This window comes from Paenibacillus mobilis (genome assembly GCF_058267595.1).
Map to the genome: position 1 here is coordinate 1 of NZ_JBZCMS010000016.1, position 21,683 is coordinate 21,683.

The 21,683-nt window shown below is 38.7% G+C and carries 13 protein-coding genes and 1 pseudogene; 1 reads left to right on the forward strand and 13 read right to left on the reverse strand.

Features of this window, described 5'->3' with window-relative positions:
• A partial coding sequence (locus tag AC3ZPD_RS20925; protein WP_490986217.1) for a hypothetical protein occupies positions 1-243 on the forward strand: 243 nt, incomplete at its 5' end.
• Positions 244-279: 36 nt separating this feature from the next.
• Here AC3ZPD_RS20925 and AC3ZPD_RS20930 read toward each other — a convergent pair.
• From AC3ZPD_RS20930 to AC3ZPD_RS20990, 13 genes and pseudogenes are all read right to left on the reverse strand, one after another.
• A complete protein-coding gene (locus AC3ZPD_RS20930; protein WP_490986218.1) occupies positions 280-420 on the reverse strand; it encodes a hypothetical protein in 141 nt (46 codons plus the stop codon).
• A 575-nt stretch (positions 421-995) separates the two neighbouring features.
• Positions 996-2,069, reverse strand: coding sequence for a hypothetical protein (locus tag AC3ZPD_RS20935; RefSeq protein ID WP_490986219.1), 1,074 nt, complete (start codon positions 2,067-2,069; stop codon positions 996-998).
• A 205-nt stretch (positions 2,070-2,274) separates the two neighbouring features.
• Complete coding sequence (locus tag AC3ZPD_RS20940; RefSeq protein WP_490986264.1) at positions 2,275-2,775, reverse strand: SOS response-associated peptidase; 501 nt, start codon at positions 2,773-2,775, stop codon at positions 2,275-2,277.
• Positions 2,751-6,426 (reverse strand): annotated as a pseudogene (locus AC3ZPD_RS20945) (YobI family P-loop NTPase). The gene AC3ZPD_RS20940 and the pseudogene AC3ZPD_RS20945 overlap by 25 nt, the downstream one beginning before the upstream one ends.
• 468 nt (positions 6,427-6,894) lie before the next feature.
• The gene (locus tag AC3ZPD_RS20950; RefSeq protein WP_490986220.1) at positions 6,895-8,184 is read right to left on the reverse strand and encodes a TnsD family Tn7-like transposition protein; all 1,290 of its coding nucleotides are present in this window, start codon (positions 8,182-8,184) and stop codon (positions 6,895-6,897) included.
• A 41-nt stretch (positions 8,185-8,225) separates the two neighbouring features.
• Entirely contained in the window at positions 8,226-10,034 is a 1,809-nt protein-coding gene (locus AC3ZPD_RS20955) for a TnsD family Tn7-like transposition protein (RefSeq protein ID WP_490986221.1), read from the reverse strand.
• Between the two features lie 14 nt (positions 10,035-10,048).
• Entirely contained in the window at positions 10,049-11,779 is a 1,731-nt protein-coding gene (locus tag AC3ZPD_RS20960; RefSeq protein WP_490986222.1) for an ATP-binding protein, read from the reverse strand.
• A complete protein-coding gene (locus AC3ZPD_RS20965; RefSeq protein WP_490986223.1) occupies positions 11,763-13,946 on the reverse strand; it encodes a TnsB C-terminal domain-containing protein in 2,184 nt (727 codons plus the stop codon). The genes AC3ZPD_RS20960 and AC3ZPD_RS20965 overlap by 17 nt, the downstream gene beginning before the upstream one ends.
• 18 nt (positions 13,947-13,964) lie before the next feature.
• A complete protein-coding gene (locus AC3ZPD_RS20970) occupies positions 13,965-14,804 on the reverse strand; it encodes a TnsA endonuclease N-terminal domain-containing protein (protein WP_490986224.1) in 840 nt (279 codons plus the stop codon).
• Between the two features lie 606 nt (positions 14,805-15,410).
• The gene (locus AC3ZPD_RS20975) at positions 15,411-15,839 is read right to left on the reverse strand and encodes a hypothetical protein (RefSeq protein WP_490986225.1); all 429 of its coding nucleotides are present in this window, start codon (positions 15,837-15,839) and stop codon (positions 15,411-15,413) included.
• Complete coding sequence (locus AC3ZPD_RS20980; RefSeq protein WP_490986226.1) at positions 15,791-16,009, reverse strand: S-layer homology domain-containing protein; 219 nt, start codon at positions 16,007-16,009, stop codon at positions 15,791-15,793. Before AC3ZPD_RS20980 ends, AC3ZPD_RS20975 begins: the two co-directional genes overlap by 49 nt.
• Before the next feature lie 35 nt (positions 16,010-16,044).
• Complete coding sequence (locus tag AC3ZPD_RS20985; protein WP_490986227.1) at positions 16,045-20,694, reverse strand: NACHT domain-containing protein; 4,650 nt, start codon at positions 20,692-20,694, stop codon at positions 16,045-16,047.
• 467 nt (positions 20,695-21,161) lie between these two features.
• Complete coding sequence (locus tag AC3ZPD_RS20990) at positions 21,162-21,341, reverse strand: S-layer homology domain-containing protein (RefSeq protein WP_490986228.1); 180 nt, start codon at positions 21,339-21,341, stop codon at positions 21,162-21,164.
• Positions 21,342-21,683: the final 342 nt, after the last annotated feature.

The window sequence follows — 21,683 nt, forward strand, 5'->3', positions numbered from 1 at the left end:
CTCTGCTTGGTTAAAATGTTTCTTACTCATGTCATCCCCTCCATTGCCTCTTCCAGTATACAAAAAGTACCCATAGCCCAGACACCTTTTTTTCAAAGTGTCCAGTCTATGGGTACCAGTTTACAATTGAAGTGGTCTTTTTATTTTTGCAGATGTCTTCGGTTTGCGTTGACCCTGGTTGAAATCCAATTGGGCATCGGCGACGTGATTTTCCAACACGCCATTCCCTTTGAACACCGTTGATGGGCATGCCGGCAGCGTGCAAACCGCACAGATGAATTAAATCATGTGAATTCCTAAACGTGTAAGGACTATAATGGCTATTATCTTTGAGAGTATATTGATGAGAGTGTTTTGAGCAATCTTCAACAAAAATGCCGGTGCATGCTCTTTGATTTTTTTTCGGGTTTTTTTAAACATCGTGTGGTCACCTCCTGACTGATTCATAATTTCATCTTGAAAGGTTTTCGTGGAAACTTTAACGAGAACAAATCGTGCACTGTATCTGTTCCATGATTTGAGTAGTGGAACATCAGGACTTGTACAAATCCTTCTATCTATAGTTCCGGACACATATTAACAGTTAAAATATGAATCGCTGAAGTATAGCTCGATACTATAAAATCTCCAAAAGTGACTCCAAAAATGAATTGAATTATATATTATTACAATCTGATCAGAGATTATGCCATCACCATGTCTTACTCCCCCTTCTTGATAGGTCCTTTCGTTGCAAAAAGACCATTTGGCTCGGCGAAAGCAGAAAAAGCCTGCGCAAAAGCCCAGGATTTTCTAAGACTATTCCACTTATGTTCCGCCACATCTCATTCCATTTTTAGCTTTGTTTCTTGGTTAGCACTTTGTCATTGAATGTATACAAGATTTACACTCCAAAAAATAGGTCGTCCTGTAGTGAAAAATACAGGACGACCTAAAAATTCATATTAATTTGTTCAATACTTGTTATACAGCTGACGCTCTACTTTAGTACTGTATTATCTTTCCTTTTGGAACGTATCACTGCCATTTGACAATTGTTGTATTCGCTCGGCTAACTCATTCTTACAGATCTCAACTAACTGAATAGCCACTTCTGCCTCAGAGCGGGTTGCTTTTGTACCTTCACGAATCTGTTTTCCTGGGTGAACCAAATTACGGAACTCACGAAGAGCATGACCAAGATGAAAAGTGGATTTGGTTATTAGCCCAAGGTCAAAACTCGCCTCCATTAACTCGTTTAACCCCCACCTATTAAAATCCTGGTAAGTCTTTCCTTTTTGTCTCTGGTATTCATCGAATGCTTCACGAGGCACTCTTGATAATATATTCAATAACATTCCTTCCACAAGACCACCAGAAAGAATTACACAGCTTTTCCAGGCCCCCACTTTGGCTGTTTGTTCTAGCTCCTTCTTGTCATTTTCCAATTGCTCTTTAAGTTCTGATTGATCGATAAACCAAAACTCAGAACTTTCTACAACTGTTCCTCTGCTTATATAGGAGTACCTAGAAAATTCATCAACGGGTACATTATGATCGTATTTTTTCACCAATTCCTTGATTGTATAGGTTGGTATTCCCTCTAAATCAGGTAGATCTTCAACATAATCAGGCGCCGTTATATACCAACCATTTAAGTTAAAACTCATCGAGCCTGAACTAAACGCACCAAGTACTAGTAGTCTACCCAATAAAAGAATCTCTGTTTCTTTCAAAACATTTGCGTCAGCTAGCTCAGAACTGCTGACCCCAATAAAAGCCGGATTTTCTTGGGAGATCTTTTTAAGATACTTAAGGAACGTAATTAATATCTCTTCTGCTCCTGTACCTTCGGTTGTTAAGAGAATTCCCAACGGGGTCAACCTATATCGCTGAGAGCTCAAATATACGATGGAACCTCCCATCGAATTCAGCGCTGACAGCACCTTTTCTTTACCATGAGTTAAATGCAAAATCCGAGGAAACATACCTTCATTTCCCAATGAATTGGTCTTATATGTAGACCATATCTCATCCAAACACATTCTTTGGAAGGAGTTTATTGAATTTCGTAATTCAAATAAGTCCATTCAAATCCCCCATTTCTTTACTTGCATTTACACTTTGTATTCATATTTAAAATAATCAAGCTGTATATCCGGTTCAATGTTACTAAAAATAACTTGATTGTAATTTGACGAATCTATAAAGCGCCAGACATCAAAAAATTCAAATCGGCGTTTAAAGATGAAAACCAGAACTAAATATAAACCTCGCTAATGAACTAGCGGAGCTTTATTTTACTTCTTCCAAAAGTTCAGGTGAATCATTCCGCATGTTTCCAACTTCGACCGTAACGGGGTAAGCTCTCATTTTATCGGCATCGTATGGCCGGAGTAAGCGAATTAGCATTGGAACGTCCGAATTTTCCCTATCAAGCCATTTCGCCTCATCTTTCTGGCGAAGGATCACCGGCATGCGGTTATGGATGTCTTTCATAAGGCTATTGGGTTGCGTCGTAACGATGGTACATGTGGCCAGTTTATTTCCATCCGGATTAGTCCATAAATCGTAAAGTCCGGCGAACGAAAAAATCCCGCCATCGCGCATAATGATCCTGTACGGCTGCTTAGATCCTGCACGCTGCTGCCACTCATAAAATCCGTCCGCAGGAATAATGCATCGACGGGAAGACAGCAACCTGTTAAAAGTGGGCTTCTCCGTGAGCGTTTCGGCCCGTGCATTTATCATCTTGCTTTCGATCTTGTTAGTTAACCGGGCAATAATGACTTTAATGTCGGTTTACTTCGTATGATTTTGTAATGTCCTTTTCTATCATGATCTTCGAGAAAATCAAAGATCCAGTCATTTTCTTTGAATGCAGTTAATAGCTTTTCATTTGCTTCATTAATTTCGTACTTAGGTCGAGTGCGAGGCTCAAAGATCTTTTTATACTCTTCCAAGTCCAGTAAATCAAGGTATTCTTTACATTCATCTTCAACCATATTGTGTAAAGAAGAAACAAATAAATTAACTTTTTGGCTAATGTCCAAATCATCAGACTTAAAAAGTTCTTTTAATAAAGGTCTACAGACTCTTATTGATTCACTAACAATTATTGAAACTTTTTCTTTTGCCAAGCCATAAATTATCTGCTGAATTTCATGATTCCATTGATCATAAGTTATAAATAAACGAGGAAAATCATTAGGATCTAGGTTATTCACTAAGATATATGCATTAACAATATCAGAGTATCCTTTATCTAAAATGGATATTCGTTCATTTGTAAATGCAAGTAGCTCGACTTTAATGTCTTCTTGAATCTCCCATGAGAGTATCTCAAGAAGCTCATCTAGCACAAGCGCTTCTTTACTCATTATGCTAGCATATTCAAATATGTTTGTTTTGATAAAATATAAAGCTTGGTCAGAATAGTGTTCACGGATAAATTGTAATGTCTCCAACTCCATAGGAACAATCCCTTTATCAGCAATAATACGGAATTTTTCATTGGATATGCCGTCGATTTTGAATGTTCCATAAGCGAAATCAAGTGAAGTCAATATCTCTATATATTTGATATTTGACAGTTGATTACAAACTATAGCCGCATCAAAAAACTTTTCTGCCCTTTCATCTCCATAGTCTTTTTTTATCTCAGTAAAATCTAACTGGGCCTCATTACTATTTAAAAATGATATTAATATAGGATCAAACGTTCCGATAAATTCAAAGTATTGAATTATGTTTTCTTCTGTATATCTAGCCAAACTCTTATTTAGCAACGAGTTCCACAGATTATTATCCTTGACATCATTAATTGAAGTTATATGTGTTGTTAATAATTCTAAATATTTGATTTTCTGATCTTTAGAAATTATTTCATTGTTCAGTAATAATAGTGCTACATTTTCATCATCACCAATCCCACCATTGTTGTTTGACAAAACGACATCAATATAGTCACCTATGTGTTCGTGGATATATTCCGATAATGGAGATTCAGGTTGAGAGAGAACTAAAGTATAATTTCGATCATAGAGATTTTTCTCATCCTCAATCGGGTAAAAATTTTTAAGCATGAGTGCTAAGTTTTCAAAGTTGATTTTGTACAATGATTTATTGTAAACTTCCTCCAAAATCTCTGCATTTGCCATATCAATACCAACAAAAGAAACATTTAACTCAATAAACCCATGAATTAGCTTATTAACATTTGGTTCATCAATATCTAAATAATCAGTGCTAGAAGAAATATAGTTAGTGAGGTAATCCTCTGAATTAACAGCATGTATATCTTCAACATCAGAAAAATTAAGGGTATAGATGGAAAATAAGCGAAGCTGTTTCTCGGTTAAACTCTTCTTTTCCAAAGCAAGTTGAAACATCTCAGGCCATTGATGATTTAAACACTTAACATAAGCCCCAATCTCCCTTTCGGTATTAAAGTATGCTCCCAGAAAATTAAAGTTTTTTGTCTCCTTAAGCTGTTGTAATAACCTTTTTAGATAATTAACCTTATCCGGGATTTGCAAAAGATATTCTAGTAAATCAAAGTTAAGTATTTCCTCTTGGTCGAAATCCACTTCTCGAATTCTAGAAGCTACTAATTTCACATTTTTTAATTGGTACGTATATTCTTTTGCCTTTTTATCTGTGATACTACGTAAAAATATTTTATCTACTCTACTGAGACTATTTTCATAAAAATAGGTCATATAATCAGGATGAGTTTCATCAATATAACCATTTCTAATAAGGTATTTCAACAGGTCAAAGTATTCACTACCTTTAATTTCATGGAATTTTGTCTCAATTCCTATTTCATTAGTCGTTGTAATTTTAAATATATTATCTATACTTTCCCGTGTAATAATATCCTTAAGTTGTTTGTTTTGGGTTAAAACTATTTCTTGCTCTATATGTGACAATTCTTCTTCCAACTCAGGAAGACAATTACTCAGCTTAATTTTTACAGCTTGTTCACGAACTGCTTGTTCTTCATCATACTGCTTCCTTAATGATTCTTGTTCACGATAATTATAACGATGTAGTTGAGACTTTTTTGCATTGTACACCTCTGTTAATTCTTCAATGGACGTTAGATGTTCATTATTAGTATTCGAAATTTCGCTTCTCTTTTGGTTAGCTAGCTCATTAAGTCTTTCAATTTCAGTCTTTATAAAATCATCTTTCTTAGCAAATATAGCAAATACCATGCCTTGATTAAGTTGCAAATCACTAAAATCCCTAGGGAACAAATTTTTATAGGTTATCATAGCAAGCATTTTATTACTATCAAGATCAGTTGTATTAAGTCTGTTAAAGTAAATAACAAATTCATTATATATGTTCTTGAGAATTCTCATATCATCAATATATAATGAAAGGCCCTGTAAGAAATTCTCATCAAACAAATCAAAAATACCGCCTATCATAAAATGCGATATAAATTGATCGTATGAATTTGAACTATCGACAACAGGAACAATTGGAATTATGTAATCAAAAAATTTCGTGCGATCTTTTGAAACAAATATATCATCTCTCAAAAGATAAAAGAATCGGAGGGGGGGTATTCTTTTTTTTGATTTGAATATTTGCTAACGTGTTTATCTCGCGGAGTCGCTCAAAAATCCTATTTACATTAAAGCGATCCATATCCTCGAACACAATAACATCTGCTTCAATATTTTCAAATAGATACAAAACTTCATTAAGATATTTATCAAAATAGGATTCCTCGCTCTTCTCAAATATCTCAATTTCATTGCCCTGAATACTGACTTTTTTAAAGATATTCCTATTTATTTGTACTTTTATCAAATTGTAAAGAAATATAGAGGACAAGATAGCGAATAATAGACCACTTACTAAGGAAGAATAACTATTTGTAGAAAAATTCAGTAAATCCTTCAGCCAAGAAGCAGATAGCAATGAGACATACTTGTTCCATTTTTCAAACAATAAAATGTGCATTAACGAAATAAACAATATCATTATTAACAAAGTACTAATTACAAAACTTTTAGTCTCAACTGTTCTCTTAACTTTAAAATTGGTTTGAGGAATTTTATTTGAGGGTATCTGGTGAATAAGTTGGTTTAGTATTTTTCCTTCTAAAACAGATTCCCTGACCTCTATTTCATTCTCTTGATCGGATGTTTTAAAGTGAGCCAGTGATATATGCACAAAACGTAAGTCTCTGTGTCGTTTCTTATATGATGCTATAACGCTACTTTTACCAGCTCCATACGCTCCAGATATAGCTACATTAACAACATCTGGATTATCAAATAAATAGTTAATTGCATCCTCATATAAATTCAACTCAACTTCATCATATGCAGTCAATTTTTGAAACTTATATTTACTTTTCCCCTCACTAACTTCATTCGTCCTTTTTAGTGAAGCTAGTACTCTTTCCTTACAGTACTTAAATATCGCTTGTAAGCCTTCTTTTGCCCTGAGCAGCATGAGAGTTCTTTTCTCCGTCAAAATATTCCCTCCCTTTGTTAGTAGCCAAAAAAAACTATGTATTTCTTTGTTTCGACTTAAGACCTATTTCTTCCTTCAATATTTGTAGAAATCTGTAATTATCTAATGGCCTACTTTTAGTTTGTATTGGAAGATACCCGACCTTAGACTGCCTATCGTTTTGAAGTCCATGATTGCACTGGCACATAGAAATTCACAAATGATATGCTCTGCAATAAATCGTCCTCTATACCAAAACAAGGTGGCCACTAACTATTAAAGGCTTCGCCCCATCACAAGAAGGGCGAAGCCAAAAATACAAACCAGAGTCCTTAATTCACTTATACCAAAAATACTTCAATTAAAAAAAGACCTCGTAATTTCCCTTCTCCAAACAAAATTACGTCGTATGCCAGTTTACTGCAGAAATAGATCCTAACTCATTCGCTTCAGTTGATTCAGAACCGTTTGAGGGTCACACCCCAGTATCTCTGCTTTTTTTCTCAAAGCTAGTTGCTGACAAGAGAGCTCATTAAGTCTATTTTTCCACACGACACCAAATTCTTTAATTCTTCCGATCTTGAACCGGTCACTATCCGTCTTATCCGGTCCTGTCCTCGAATAGACGAAACCACAACTGCAAATAAATGTACCAACGGGATTACCTGTTTTGGAGCCGCGAGTAATCCTAACTGACATAATTACAGGCTGCTTGTAATGCTCAGCTGTTTTGTTAAGACAAGGCCAAGGTCCCTTTCCAAATGGTTCATAATCGATCAATGGCACTTCTGATAAGCTCCTCAACATTCTCTCAACGTTTTCTCCTAAGAAACAGAGTAATAGAAGATGCCGGAGTGGATGGCACGATACTCTGGGCTTACGTAGCAACTTATGTAGCCAACTATCATGTTCATTTATCGTTCCACTAAAATATGCCAAAAACTCACTCCCAAAGTATGAATTAAAGGCAGGGATTAATTTATCCCATCTAATTCTGTTACTTGCCCTACATACATATCCTTCACTTCGTAACCTTGACACATAATATAGATTAATGCTTTGTAAACCCACTGAGGGAAATTGTTTTTCTAATAACAATAGGGATTGAGCTGCAATAAATTGAGAGTATCCACCGGGAGATATGTCAGTAGAAATTGATACTCCGACATCAACGAGTGCTTTCTCAAGCGTAATATACTGATACCGGCTCTTTTGTACCTGATGAGAAATATTTGATTGTAAAAGCGGTTCAACATGATTAGGGCAAAGACACACACCTTCCAGTTGGTGGCAACGATGCCAATATGCCTCCCCATACTTGGCTCTATCTTCACTGACACACCCGGTACAATACATCAATCTTTGCTTAGGCTTGACCGATAAAGCGGCTCGACCTAGTAACATATTTACGGACGAGCAAGTATTAACCTTTACAGTTTCTTTTATTCTTTTATCTCTTTCGGGAGGGATAAATGGGGTAAAGTAAGGGATCAGTGTATGTTTTTGAATTAGTTCGTCTGAAGAATATACGTGGCCTGGTATTTGACTAGTAAGATGATCTAACTGTGAAGGAAACCAAATTGAGGAGCATGTGGATGGATTGTCAAAAAGTTCTTTCATGGTTTGCCTACTGCTTTCGTTTCCGGAGTTTCGGTGGTATCTAGCAAATGCACTATATAATAATTCGCCTGGATAAACTGCAGGGAAATATATCAAAGAGCTCACCTCTTTAATATTTTCCCCAACAATGCATAAGCATATTCCGCTTATGTCTCCCTTAATGCTCCTTTCTTTTGCAAAAAAGCACGTATATGATCGTCCACTTCAGTATCACCATTTAAATAATAGGATACTGATGACTTTCGTTTAAAATCTTTAACTGTTATTGCAACAGCTCCCTCGCTTGTGATTTTCGAATAATGTCTGGGTATGCTACGAATCAAAAAATCCTTACTACTTTCAATATGCTGATTTATCTCCTTCATAGATAATGGGAGTTGACGGTGATAATGACGAACTTGATTCCTATCAGACGGTTCTAAGAGATTAATTATTGTTGTTCTTCTAATGGGCAGCTTATATTGGGGATCTATCCTAGATACCGCTGTTCGAATCTTGAACGCCAATTGTTTATCCAGTGTATCGAAATCAAGCTTTACTTGACTTTTTGGAATCTTATCAGGCAATATTTGTTCTAACCACTCTTTATCATTACGTTGTAACCAACGGTATAGCGATTCAGCTGCATTTCTAATTTCTTTGCGATTACGGAGTGAATGACTACCTATGAGTTCTTTGATTTTTGTACGCCGATTTAGAATAGAAGTACTTATATCCCCAGCAATCGCGATTTGTTCATATGCCAGGGCAATTTCACTAGGAATGGATGTCCCCTTCATATCAGTGCTACTCTTCGATCTAACTGATGTTACACCGGTGTGGTCTCCTCTAATGATATTTTGTCGCCCACAACTTGGACAGAAATAACGAATTGAAAACACACCGGTTCGTCCGTTAATTACGCTTCGTGTACATTTTATTATTTGGGGGATGTCTTTATTTGAGCACATAGGATAATGGCATGACCAAGGACCATTACCAAAAGGGATAGGCAATGCATATGGCTTCTGACTTGACAATAACCTTTTTAGTGAACCACACAAAAACCTAGCAAGCAACAAATAAAACCCCATGAATTGAACCATCGAGTCCGGTCTTAATAGTGAGTTCTTAAAATATGTACTACTAAGGAAATTAAAATTGAAAATTGTGTATTTTTGCTCAGTGAACCATTTTTCAAAATCAGATAACAACTGTTTTTTCTGAATGACGCCGGTTAATGTTATATAGCCTCTATCAAACAATTGTTCATGAAACTTTATTTTGATTTCTTGAACTGTAAGTTCCTTATGATGATCACGAACATAAAGCAAATCATCCATCATTGCAATCTGAAGTTGATTTTCCATCTCATTTCTGTTAACCATCTTCACAGATAAAACATGACCATTTTTACAAAATGGTTCACGCAACAACTGACCTGACTCAATCGATCCGTACTGACTTTCACATATAGCGCATCTAGAAACCAAACATACGCTGTGGATAGGACAGAACTCCAGGAATGATACCTGATGTCCTCGATGCAAATAGATCTCACCAAATTGTTCGTAGTCGTTAAGTACACAATGAGGACAATATTTGATCTCAGTTGAGATAACTGCATCGGAGGAGACTATTGGCTGGCCTTCTGCATTTTTTTGATTGTTTGACCCATTTTTAATCACATTAAGCATTGTAATATGCCTATCTAATGTAAAGAATGCCCGATATAAACCATACCAAGTATGATCATATATGAGTTGATCAAGGGTAACAGTATGTCCGAGAGGCAGTCTATCGAGTAAGATTTGTAAGCGTTTTGGGAAAAAGGTGTGTTTGTAGGAACGAACGTCGAATAAATCATTTTTACTTTGAAATATTTCACTATTACCAGAACGAATATGATAGCGAAAAATTAGGCTTTTAAAGTCTTCGTCTGGTAGGGGCTCAGGAAAAAAAATAAGACGATTCAAGTTTTCCACCTCGTTTAGGAGATAAAGTTAAACAGTTCATCTTCATCCCGGATATATCCCTTTTGCTCAAGCGCTTCTTCCGTAGTCAATCCCTTTTTATGACCCTCATCCACAACATACCGGATATCATCTGCGGAATGTGTGGGAGTCGTTTGGTTTGATTTTGTTTTTTGGGGGAGCCGATTGAGACTCACACTTTTATCTTTCGTTTGAAGCTCTTCTTTTTCTAAAAGCAACTTGGCGATTTGAGCATACATTAGTGAGATGTCTCCCATACCATCGCCTGCATCGAAAACCTGGCTCACGATGTCTTCGGTCACTGTTGCTGATCGGCCGAATTGCATTGCAAAAGCAATTAATTGCTTAAGAATTTCGTCCTTCTTCTTTTTCTGTAGGATCCGTGCATGATCTTCTGCAACACTACCATGAACACTTATTCGGTGAGACACTTCCTTAATATAGCCGTTTAGAGGTGCCCAATCTGGCTTTACCTCGTCTAAATCTTTGTAGGCTGAGTAATCTCCAGAACGGATCTTGTTAAAAATAGGCTGTACTAGCCCTAAACTTGTTTCTGCTACTTCACGGATTCGGCTCGCTGTAATTTTTTCAGATCCACCGTTGACTATCGTCTTTGATTGTACGTGTATAAACAATTTTACTGCAAAGTCGGGAATACCCATGGAGTAAAAGTACATAGCCTCTCTGAGGGTTGGCGTAAGTTCTGTATAACTTCGAGTATATTGCTGATCCCATAGGTTTTCGAGAAAATGTTCCCATTCCCAACTGTCCTCTAACAGATGACCAGATATATTCTCTGCAAACCCATTCGGAATACCTCTACGAGTATTTGCCAACGAATCTTTGAATAGATACAACGCTTTATAGGACCCTATTAGTACTGTTGGAATCCCTAATGTATTGACGAGTTGAGTAATAAAGTTGATCATGTTCTCTTCCCCGCCGGAGTATGCCTTCTGGATTTTTTGGATCTCGTCGATGATTAACACACCCAGATTCACTTGCGCAGCTACTTGAATCATTCGCATAACGTGTTTGTCGATGTTGCCTGGCTTCTCACCCCACTTATCATAAAAAGCTGTACCAAGAGCTCTGTCGACCTCTAAGTAAAAGCTTTTAATAAAAGTGCCCACAGACTTGTTATACGGACATTCGACTTTTAACCATACAAGTTGAGTTGTCGGGAGAGCCCTCCCGTGATATTGACTATGGTGAATGACCTTTGGGAAAAGTTGATTTAGCATACGATCATACACTTGTGATTTTCCAAAGCCATTAATAGCGATCTCCACCAAGCTCTGTGATGTATGAACATTACCGGCTAAGTTTCTACCCTCTTCGTCCAATCCCGCCTTATAGATTTTATCTAATCCTATTGCAAATTGCCGATTATATATCGCTTGAAGCGGATTACGTGACTGGTATCCCAGCTTTATCATTGAGTATAAGTTCCTATACTTATCGTAATGAAACGGAAATGGAACCCAAAAATCAGGCCTAATCTGCTGCACAAGTTCTAGCCTATCCTCCGTAGGTAACTGATTAAACTTTGGATCGTCAGGAGGTCTTGAAGTAAGTACATCAATAAAAGACTCGATCCCTACTCGATCCGGCAACGCCTCAATAAAGGGATTACCGTTATTTTTAGGGTTAATTTGCTCTTTATATTCTGCTGTAACATGTGGACCATTAAAGCCCGAAAACCCACCTTTATTTTGTTGGCTCATCGTTTCTCCTCCTCTCTTTGCTTTTTCTCGAAAACAGCGTGTGGATGTCAACATTGTCTTTTGTGGTTAGTGGACTTTCTTCTTCTGCTTCCTTATTAGGAAATAGGATAACCTCTGCGGTTGACAATGATATTCCATCTACGGGCTTTGAGCCTTCAACGTGAGTTATAGCCGACTTTGCTCCCCAAGTTTTACTATCCGTTGCGCGTGTTTCACGCATATTTTGCTTTCTAGAATAAAAGCTAGTATCTTGAGTTGCTTCTTTCGTAGACTTTGTGGCCGATTTATCAAGTTCACTTGTGTATGCGTGAAGCTCTGCCCGGTGTTGCTTTTCATTTTTTTCTTGTTCCTTAATTTGGTTGTCACGATATTCAAATATTTTTTTGGTCTCTTCAAAGTGTAAATTCTCAAATTCCTTTGACCTACCGGTTAGGAAACAAAAAACAAGCTTTTTACCATGCTTGATGAAAATACTACTACAGTTCCTAGGGTCATAACTAATTTCCACTTCGCGGTTTCCATCTATTCCCAAACCGTTCCCTTCAAACCATCCTTCATTAATCCCCAATTGAGATGTATAGAATAAATTCTTAAATTCGATACCAAAGCGGGTTACTTTGCCAATTCCACGGGGCAATAGATTATGACGAAGTTCATCTGATGTTTTTTCATGGAGCAATCTTCTTCCCTTACCCCAATTCCAAACTTTTAGGGGGGTTAACTCTACCTGGTCCGCAAACATATCCTTAGTAGGAACGTAATCTTTACTTAGCGCACTTTTATTGTAAGTTAAGAAAAATACGATCAAGAATCGATTGAATTCTTCAATTGTCCATGCAGATTCACGAGCAGGATCATAATCTCCCCTAACTAATTGTTTAGCTTCTGTGGATCCGGAGAGCAACTGCCTAATTGTCTCATTCGTAATATGGAAGTGCGATTCTACGTAGGGCTTCAAATCTCCTCGATAAGATGGTGCATTTAAAACATCTACATTCAGATTCACAAACCTTTCAGACATTTGAGCCTTCAGTTCTCCTCTGTCTCCGACCAGGCTTTGAGGTAGAGCCTGACAAGGCCAATCTTCCTCTTTGATCTGAATTCCATACCGAGCACAGAATGTAACTTTATTAGTCGCTGCGTGATCTATGGCTACCATAGCTTCGAACCAAGACTCAGATGCCAAACTGACATGATATCCAACAACAAGCCTACTAAAGACATCTAAAACTACATACAAAGTTGGCTTGCCTAATATGGTCTTACGGTCAAAGGATATTAGTATGATATCAGACCTCGTCGCATCTACTTCATAAACAGCTCCTACACAGTTAGCTCTCTCTGAAGCATTTCCAATTAACGGACGGGTGCTCATTGCGGCTCTCCGTTTCCCCCGCTTATTTTCTTCACGGCCAAATGCTGATGTGTTGTTTGTGTACCAGTAACGAAACTGACGTAAACTAGGCGACCTGTCGGGGTCAACAATTGGTACTCGTACACTATATTTCCTGTAGTATCCACGTTTATAGAATGTCTCGCACATTCTTTCATGCGTCGATGAAATATTCATTCCTTGCCGAATGTGAAATATACGTATGGCAGACTTGAAAATCTCAGTATCAGCCTCAGTTACAATATACCTATTTGTCGAGTTAGGTCCTGGCTTTTGCTTATAAACTCGCCCCTTTCCGGGAGCCCCGCAGGACAGGTAATTGTCCAATAGGCCATTTATCGATTTTCCGTGAAACCAATACTTCAACAAGTTATCCTTTATTACTTTAATAGGCTTACCTGTTGCCAAGTGTGCTTCCTTAAGAAGCTTCCCTCTATTTTTGGATATATAAATATCGGGTTCACGTTGAGCGATTTCTTTAATAAGTTCCCACCGGCGATTCCGATTTTCTCTATACTTCTCCAAGTAATCTTCATCAGGAGATAATAGTTGTATATCCTCATCAAATTCAATAATCCTGCTTTTACCCCCAGCGATTTCTTCTGTTAAGACAATATATTTGATAATAATAGGCATTCTTTTCTCTTTAAGATCTTTAATACTCATTACAACTACATTTTCCAATTCTGCATCAATCCACAAAACTCGCAAGAGATCTTCAATTTCATTATTTTCGGATAATCTTTCAATCACAGAATTAACAACGATTTTCATGAACTCCCGCTCCTTTCATTACGCAAACCGGCTTGATTCCTTAGCCCCTGTCAAATCCGATATGACCAGCGGCTCTCCTTCTCTAATAAGTTTCTGTTCAATTGCTGCTCCCCACCGCTTATTTGCAAGATTATGTTGAAGAATAAACATCGATGTACCTGACTGTAACCCGAAAAGTTTATCTGCACGAAGGCATAAATTTGCTACCGAGGTTCTACCAGCATCATCGTCGAATAACTGAAACAGTGGCTCCGAAGCCAAAGATAACAACTCCTCGTTTACCCCCTTCCTAGTCTCTAAATATTTCGCACCTGCCATCCATTCAACGTTTTTGACAAGAATATCTGGAATTTTCTCTTCAGTGACAATACACCAATCAATCCCTTCTTCCGCAAAATACACTCGCTCTATTTCAAACAATTCGATTGTTCTATTATCTAATTTATTAGTTGGCTTGATTGTTCGAATGACGTCAAAATCACCTTTTGAAGTAGATAAGGTAAGTCTAAAATCGGTAGTCATAACTACAGGGGTACCATCAAGATTGGCGTGTTCAATGCCTAATTTTTTTGCAATCTCGATCGTCTTTTCAATTGGTAATAACGGCCATTGCTCTCTAATATCTATGACCATGTCAAGCCACTCACAGTAATACAGATATTTGCGTTCATGTTCCGAGAGTGTATGATGCGTCCTTCCAGTCTTCCAGCCCTTATGACGGGTAATCCAGCCTTCTGAAGCAATCTTATTGTCATGGGCTTGGATAAATGGTCTGTAGTCTGCTCCTCTTCCCAATCCTCTACCCTTCTTAATGTAATTCTTCTGAAGTTGAGCCATTCGAGAGCCACGCTTTGACATCCTTACACCCCCAAGAACAAAGTTATATATTAATTAATATATTAGATACCTATATACAACTGATGGCTTCGCCTTTTAAAGGCGAAGCCATCAGGATAATTTTGTTAATTTATCAAATATATTATACGATTTACATCCAATTTCTACAAGTTTACATTATTAAGAACATTAGCTTATAACCAAAAATGTTTCATATCTTCTTTATTGTCTTGTTTCTAAAAATATATACAACCATAAGTGATATAACCTTGAAGTAGTAAATCTCTTATGGTTGGGCTGTGATACTTTTAAAGATAGTTGGAACGGGCATTGCTACAAACGGATTTTTCATATTAGGTAAGCTTCTGATGAACTTGCCACGGAACGAATTGGTTAATCCATTCTCTGTTTTGGCTATATCCAACCACGCCCTTCTTCCCTAAGCTGTTTCTCATAGTAATTTACTTCTTTTCCACGAAGTCTTTCATCAACTTCAACTACTCGATTTTCAAAGTAACCTCGGATAGAAAAATAAAGTCCTATACTACCGATGTTTTATTGAACTAACGTTCCCGTTAGTTGAGTCTAGGAATTTCCTGACTTAAGGAAAATTCACTAGCCAGATTCTTAACCAATGGCGTCCTTCCGCACAGGAATTCGCTCCACTTCTTCCAGTTCCTGAAGAACTTCCTCGAATAGTTTGGGATCCATAACGGTAAAGTCGTCATGGTACATGCCTGGGAATTTCCGATCGAGCATCAGCCCCCTGAAGAGATTAAGCTCCTTATTTGCAAATAAATCACTCTTAAGCACCCATTCAAGCTTGGCGTCTAGATCTTTGTGAATCTTCTTTCGGTCACCACTCCCGAACTTGTTCAGAAGATTCAGCATTTGATTGGGCGAACTTGGTAGTTCGTAAACTTTGCATTCCAGCATGACCAGGAGTTGCTTGTCCGGCTTATAGGCTAGGACATCTACCTGGCCAGATAGTTTCTTCCCTTTAACCTTCAAAGGTATTTCACCGTTCTCGGTGTACCATACGCCGTTAGTTTCCACCTTCGCAAACCTTCGAACTGGAAAAAGCAGTACGTGCGGACAATCATCGCTAAGCCTTGCTCTCTTGTGATTTGCTTACTGCCGTTGAAATTGCCGTTGTCATACCCGCGAACGATGTCAAATTCATTCGCAATGGCGACAGCATTGCCATACAAAATACTTGTTTCCAATCCGCATATTTTCGGCTCTAACTAAGCGTTAGTATTTAAGGCCTTCCATCAACAATCTCTTTAATCAATGAGAGATGGAACGTTCCTTGATGTTCATATGCTACCCATACGCGATCATGTTCAATAAAGAAATCCCCATGCTTCTCCCTCACTTTAGGTGACGGTTCCCGTAGCATACGAATAACCCAGATCATTCGGTATTTATGCTGAGCCAATGCATTATCCAATGTATTTTTACTTGCAAAAAGCAACTCCTGATGATTGCGGTACTCGCTTCCTGCTATACTATAAAATGATAAAACATTCATATTCTGATCCCAATAACGCCATCCATCTCCGTCCGCAACCTGTACCATGTCTCGGATAATTTTTGATGGAAGTGTAAAAGTGAATTCTCGCTCTTCTACCGAGCTATGAGTTACTTCCGATACGCATTTCCATACTTCGTACTCTTTCAAGTCCTGCTCATTAACGCTAAAAACACGAAATGAACTGTACAAATCCTCTATCCAATGCATCCAACTTAAAGCCGATGGATTCATATAGGTATCCGTACGGGGAGAAGAGTGTAATTGGTCGATTGGATCGGACAAATTATCAATTAGTTGACTGGACTTCTCGTGCAGATCCTGTATGAACAAAGGAAAGTCCGTCTCTTTGATAATGCAACTCTTCATCCAAAGAATAGAGTCCGACAATGTATTCGGTTCTGTCAGGGTGGTCTGGTTGCATAAACAAACCCAGCTTCCAGTCAAATCTCCAGAAACAGCGGTCATTTCATCCTCTGTCGAGTAGATCCAACGCTTAAAATCTGGAATGGGGGCATTTCTGATCCAATTAGTGATTGTTTCGGGTTGGTCATCGTCACATTCAGATAATGAAGGTGACAAATCATCAGGGATAAACCATCCCGTGCGTCCTCGAACCTCATCAGGCGATTGGCTCGACAATTCTTGAACTGGATTCGGAACGTTAAGTAAAATACTGTAGTCCGATACCCATACTTTTTCTTTACCGTCATCACCATAGGAGTAATGAGGCAATCTATCCGCTAGGTAACCTAACATATCATGCACTGCGCACCAAACATATTTCTCGCTAAAGGGCATAACCGTGCTGCGACTACCATGAGTAGCCTGTTGGTACGCACGAATAATTGAGATATCCACACCAAGTACCTCGCCTGATTTTCCACCGTTCGGCTTTCCGATGAACTGCTCGCGGTTCCATCCCATCCGATTCAAATAAGCAGAAGCGCTCGCAATTGCAAACTGATGCGGCGTCAACTTGGATAGTCCCGCATTAATGGCATGTCGTTTGAGGAATTCTCTCGCTTCCCTAGAATATCGGTCTCGCTCAGCACTGACTTCCATAGTTTCTTCAGTTTGGCGACTATTCTCCAAGTTATTTAGAACATCGTTCAACAAACAATCAATATCATCTTCAGCTTCTTGAACTTCATTTTCATTGACATCATATTCATGGGATACGTTGAACAACTCATAGTCCTTGTGAAGCATCCTCTGAAATTGTTCATACTGTTTACCCTTTTCATCTCTTTGAAGCAATTCCTTTTCAATTTCTTGTTTGACCGATATGTCCTGGATGTGATCGGCCAGTTTCACTAGTAATGATGTAGGTGCTCGTTCGATTTGGGTGTGAGGATGACCCGACTCTTTTTCATCATCAATTTGGAAGAAGTCTTCATATCCTTTCTTTATCACGTACCACGACAAATCACTATTTATCGGTTCAAAACCGTCACGACCTGCTGAAGCCCCCTCAGAATTGAGCATCATGAGTTCCGTGGCAGGGGAATACGGTGGGCGAGCCATCTGTATTTCTTCTTCAGTGATTGCCCCATACACCATTGCACGCTCCGCTATAGCGCGGCCAGCAAATCTAACAACAGCATTCATGTTACTTTGTATCCGGTCTTTATGAAAGATCGCATTCAATGCCCATTCCGTCAACGCTTTTAAGGCAATACGTTCATGAGTCAGACGGCTTGCTACTCCGTATGCGCAGCATGCAAGATCTTCTTTCATTTGCGGGTCATTCGTATTAAATGTCAGTTTAAGCAGTTCAGTAAACTCACTCGGATTTTGCATCCCCCACCTTGTCAATTTTTTTCTGGCATTATTTCGGATTGTATTGTCCGTATTCGTGAGATTCCATGCATAAAGAAGCGGCAAACCCCAGTGGAGATCGTCGGGAAATAATTCATACTCTTCAATGGAGCAAATACACTCGCCATGCCCTTCCCAGCTATAATACCCCTGACCCGGAACATATTCAGGCAAAGACCAGAACAAATCACGCTCTGCTGGCGTTTTAAAAGCATCCAAAACACCATGAAGTAGATTTGGACCAAGAGGATGATTAGGCACACGCGCTACTCTTCCAATTAGTTCATTTACGATTCGTCTGCTCAAGGGCATCGACTTAACGAGCATTTCTTTGGTTTTTTCCACGTAAGGCACTGTTTTATCTGCCGAAACATTAGCTAGAGCAAAAAGTTGGATGTCAAACAGATTTGATCTATTCCAACCTATTTGTTGAGTGACTAAAGTATTATGGTCCTGCAGCAACATGATCGCTGCCATTTGTTGCGCGCCGACCCGCTTGAAAAAGATTTCAGGAATGGATACTTTGCCGTTTTGATTAAAACCCTCAACAAGTTTGACTGCAAGCAAGTAATCCATTAACGGCTGTGTAGCTACCTCATATCGAACAGTTGTCGGGATTAATGGATTCGTCTGCTCTGCTATTTCATACAGCAAACCGTACTTCGTCAAAAAATCAATCATATGTAAAGCGGCACTCGCATTGATCGCACCGTTAGGCACACTGTCCAATATAAGTGAGGACAACAAAGACCTTTCTATGCTGCTATGTTCAAGTACATGGTTTACGATAGACAATAATGCACGCAAAACTAATTGGTCCTTTGTATTCCATAAAGCTCCAAGGCTCCTCCCTATTTCTTCATCGACTTGCTTGATTTTCCCTGCGAGTAGATGAGATATCGTGGTGGAAACGCCATCTTGTTTATGAAGCGTTTGATCACAGTACTGATCGCAGAATAAACGTAGAGCCAAAGGGGTTTTCAAACTCCATCTCAGCCATGCAAAGTATTCCGCCTCTTCAAAACGGATATGATACGCCTTTAAATATCGTTCGAACAAGTCGCCGACCCGCAGGTCTCCTTCCGCAGAGAGATGAATAGGTGTCAGGCCATGCAAGGTAGCAGAAGAAAACACATACGGTCTACTGGCGACTACAACACGAATACGTGGAAAACGTTCTGTAATGATTTGCAATTCGCGTATTTTTTCATGCCAATGATCCCATGGAATCGACTCATCGAGCCCGTCTATACACATCAGGATCTTAGTAGGTACAAACTCATGATTTTCATTCGTACCTCTCGCATTCCTAACATCGCATCTGTATGCGGAGGCTTCCAACGCTCTCCATATTTCTTCCTCCGTCCAAGATGCTGATAATCCAACGGAGTCGGCCAAAATAGAACGCCATGTACTACTTGCAGTAAACGATTTCGCCTGTATGATAAACCCCGGATTGTTACCCAATTCGACGTGTTCCTCTATTGCATTGGCAACTCCGTGGGTCTTCCCTGTTCCAGGATCTCCTAAGAACGCATACATTTTCCGGCTTATTAAGTTTTTAATTTGTAGCATGTGCTCTTCAACCTCAAGCTCTGCAAATTGAGTTATTGCTTTCGTAATGTCAGATTTGTTAATAGAGGTTAATGAGCGGATCGGAATTTTGTTCAACAGTTCTAAAGTTGGGCTCGGATTTGGACGTTTTGACATCGAGAATTCCTTGGGTTCGGTACCATACTGGCAACTCTCCACTAGTTGTACAATATTTGGCTCTACTTGAGACAAGTATTGATCAATTACGGTAAGCTCTACAGTCAATTCTTTTTGTTGAAAAAATGCAATTGCATGAGCGATTTCCTTTCTGATGAATTGTACGGACTCCAAATTGCGTCTCAGCAATCGTATCCATTCATCGTGTCGCGAGCGATCCGGCAAAATGTTCTTCATTTCGTCATGAATTCGCCCTTGTCCATGCAAAGACGGAATATATTTGGGCTGCAGCCACCCCGCTTTTGCCTTAGAAAACTGAAATTTCATCGATTCGATCGAAAGCTCTTCCTGTTCGAACCAATAACGCCGAATCCCCCCTGTTACATCAAGTTGGAGTTCTTCACGCAATTTGGATTCGTGCCACAGGATAATCTCCAAATTAGGGTACACGGCAAGCATTTCCTTGATAAATGAAGCCCAACGGGCATCTTCCGAATTCGTTGTTCTTGCAGTCGAAGAAGCCAAGTCTCTGGGTATGCATACAATATACCTCTGCAATGTTGGTCGTACGGTCATGGCAGTTCTTACAGAATTACGAATTTGGCTGATTTCTCTCGCTTCAATAGAGTTTAAGAACCATTTTGATTGAATTCCTACGAACGAACCGTCATCTAGCTTTGCATACGCTTCGACCCCACCATCCCCACCAGATCCGTTCACGATTGCGAAGGAGATGATACGGCCACTATATTCACGCTTACAGTATAAATCAAATAGTTGATTACAAAATGCTTCGAATGCACCAGTAAGTGCTTCTCCGTGTGATTGAAATGCAGCCCAGTTCATGTTCCTCCCCACTTCCATAGAATTATTAATATCATTTATACTTCAGTTTTTCGCCGTATCCATGTCTTCCAATTTCCCAAAAACGTATGATAATTATATCACGCATTTGGAAAACATTGTCGATTTAGTCATACAAATATCCCCCTTAAGTCCGTCTCTAGGGGGATATACATAACTCTGTTGTCTCTTCTTCCGTCATCTCACAGTTCTCTCTATCCTTCTTTATACCCAATTTTTCACCGCCAATTATGGTATGGCTCTCCGTGCCGATCTAAAGGTAGTGCATGTCGATAAAGCTTATAAAAAAGGGGCCTATAGTTTTTTAACTTTAGAAAACTAAATAGCACCTTTTTTTCTTATCTTCAAACTATATTTATGATCGCTACACTACAGCATTTCTACTCTTTCTCTTACCTTTTTCTTACGAATTAACTCCTTAATCCGCTGATCAATACGCTCTATTTCATTTATAGGATTTCTCCACCAGTTTCGGCTCCAGATTCGCTCAATCGTCTAGCCTCTGGATTCCAGATCTCGGGCACTTGGAGAACTATAGTACATTGCCCCGTCACATTCAATAATCCTTTAGGCTTGAAGGTACCATCAGGATATCCATGAATAACGTCATCGTAGACGAGGGTCAACACTTCTTTGACAGCCCAAGGTACAATAATCCTAAATCTTTAAATTGATCAAATAGTTTCGCGTTAATTTGCTTTTAAAGCCCGTTTCCATGGCTTATTAATACCGTCTCTCCAGACATACCAACCTATAGACAAATCTGATTGTTCTATCAACCCTAAATCTATATCCACGATTTCTTCCAAAAGGAATTGCCAGATCATATCGTCTTCGTCATGAGATACATATATAGAATTGGGAGCTTTCGCTCCAAAATACTTTTTGTTGTAAATACTATGACGTTTCTAAACTCCTCGAAGGGCCACTGATGTTGCATTTCCATTTAACTCCTCCTATCAATTCCGCTA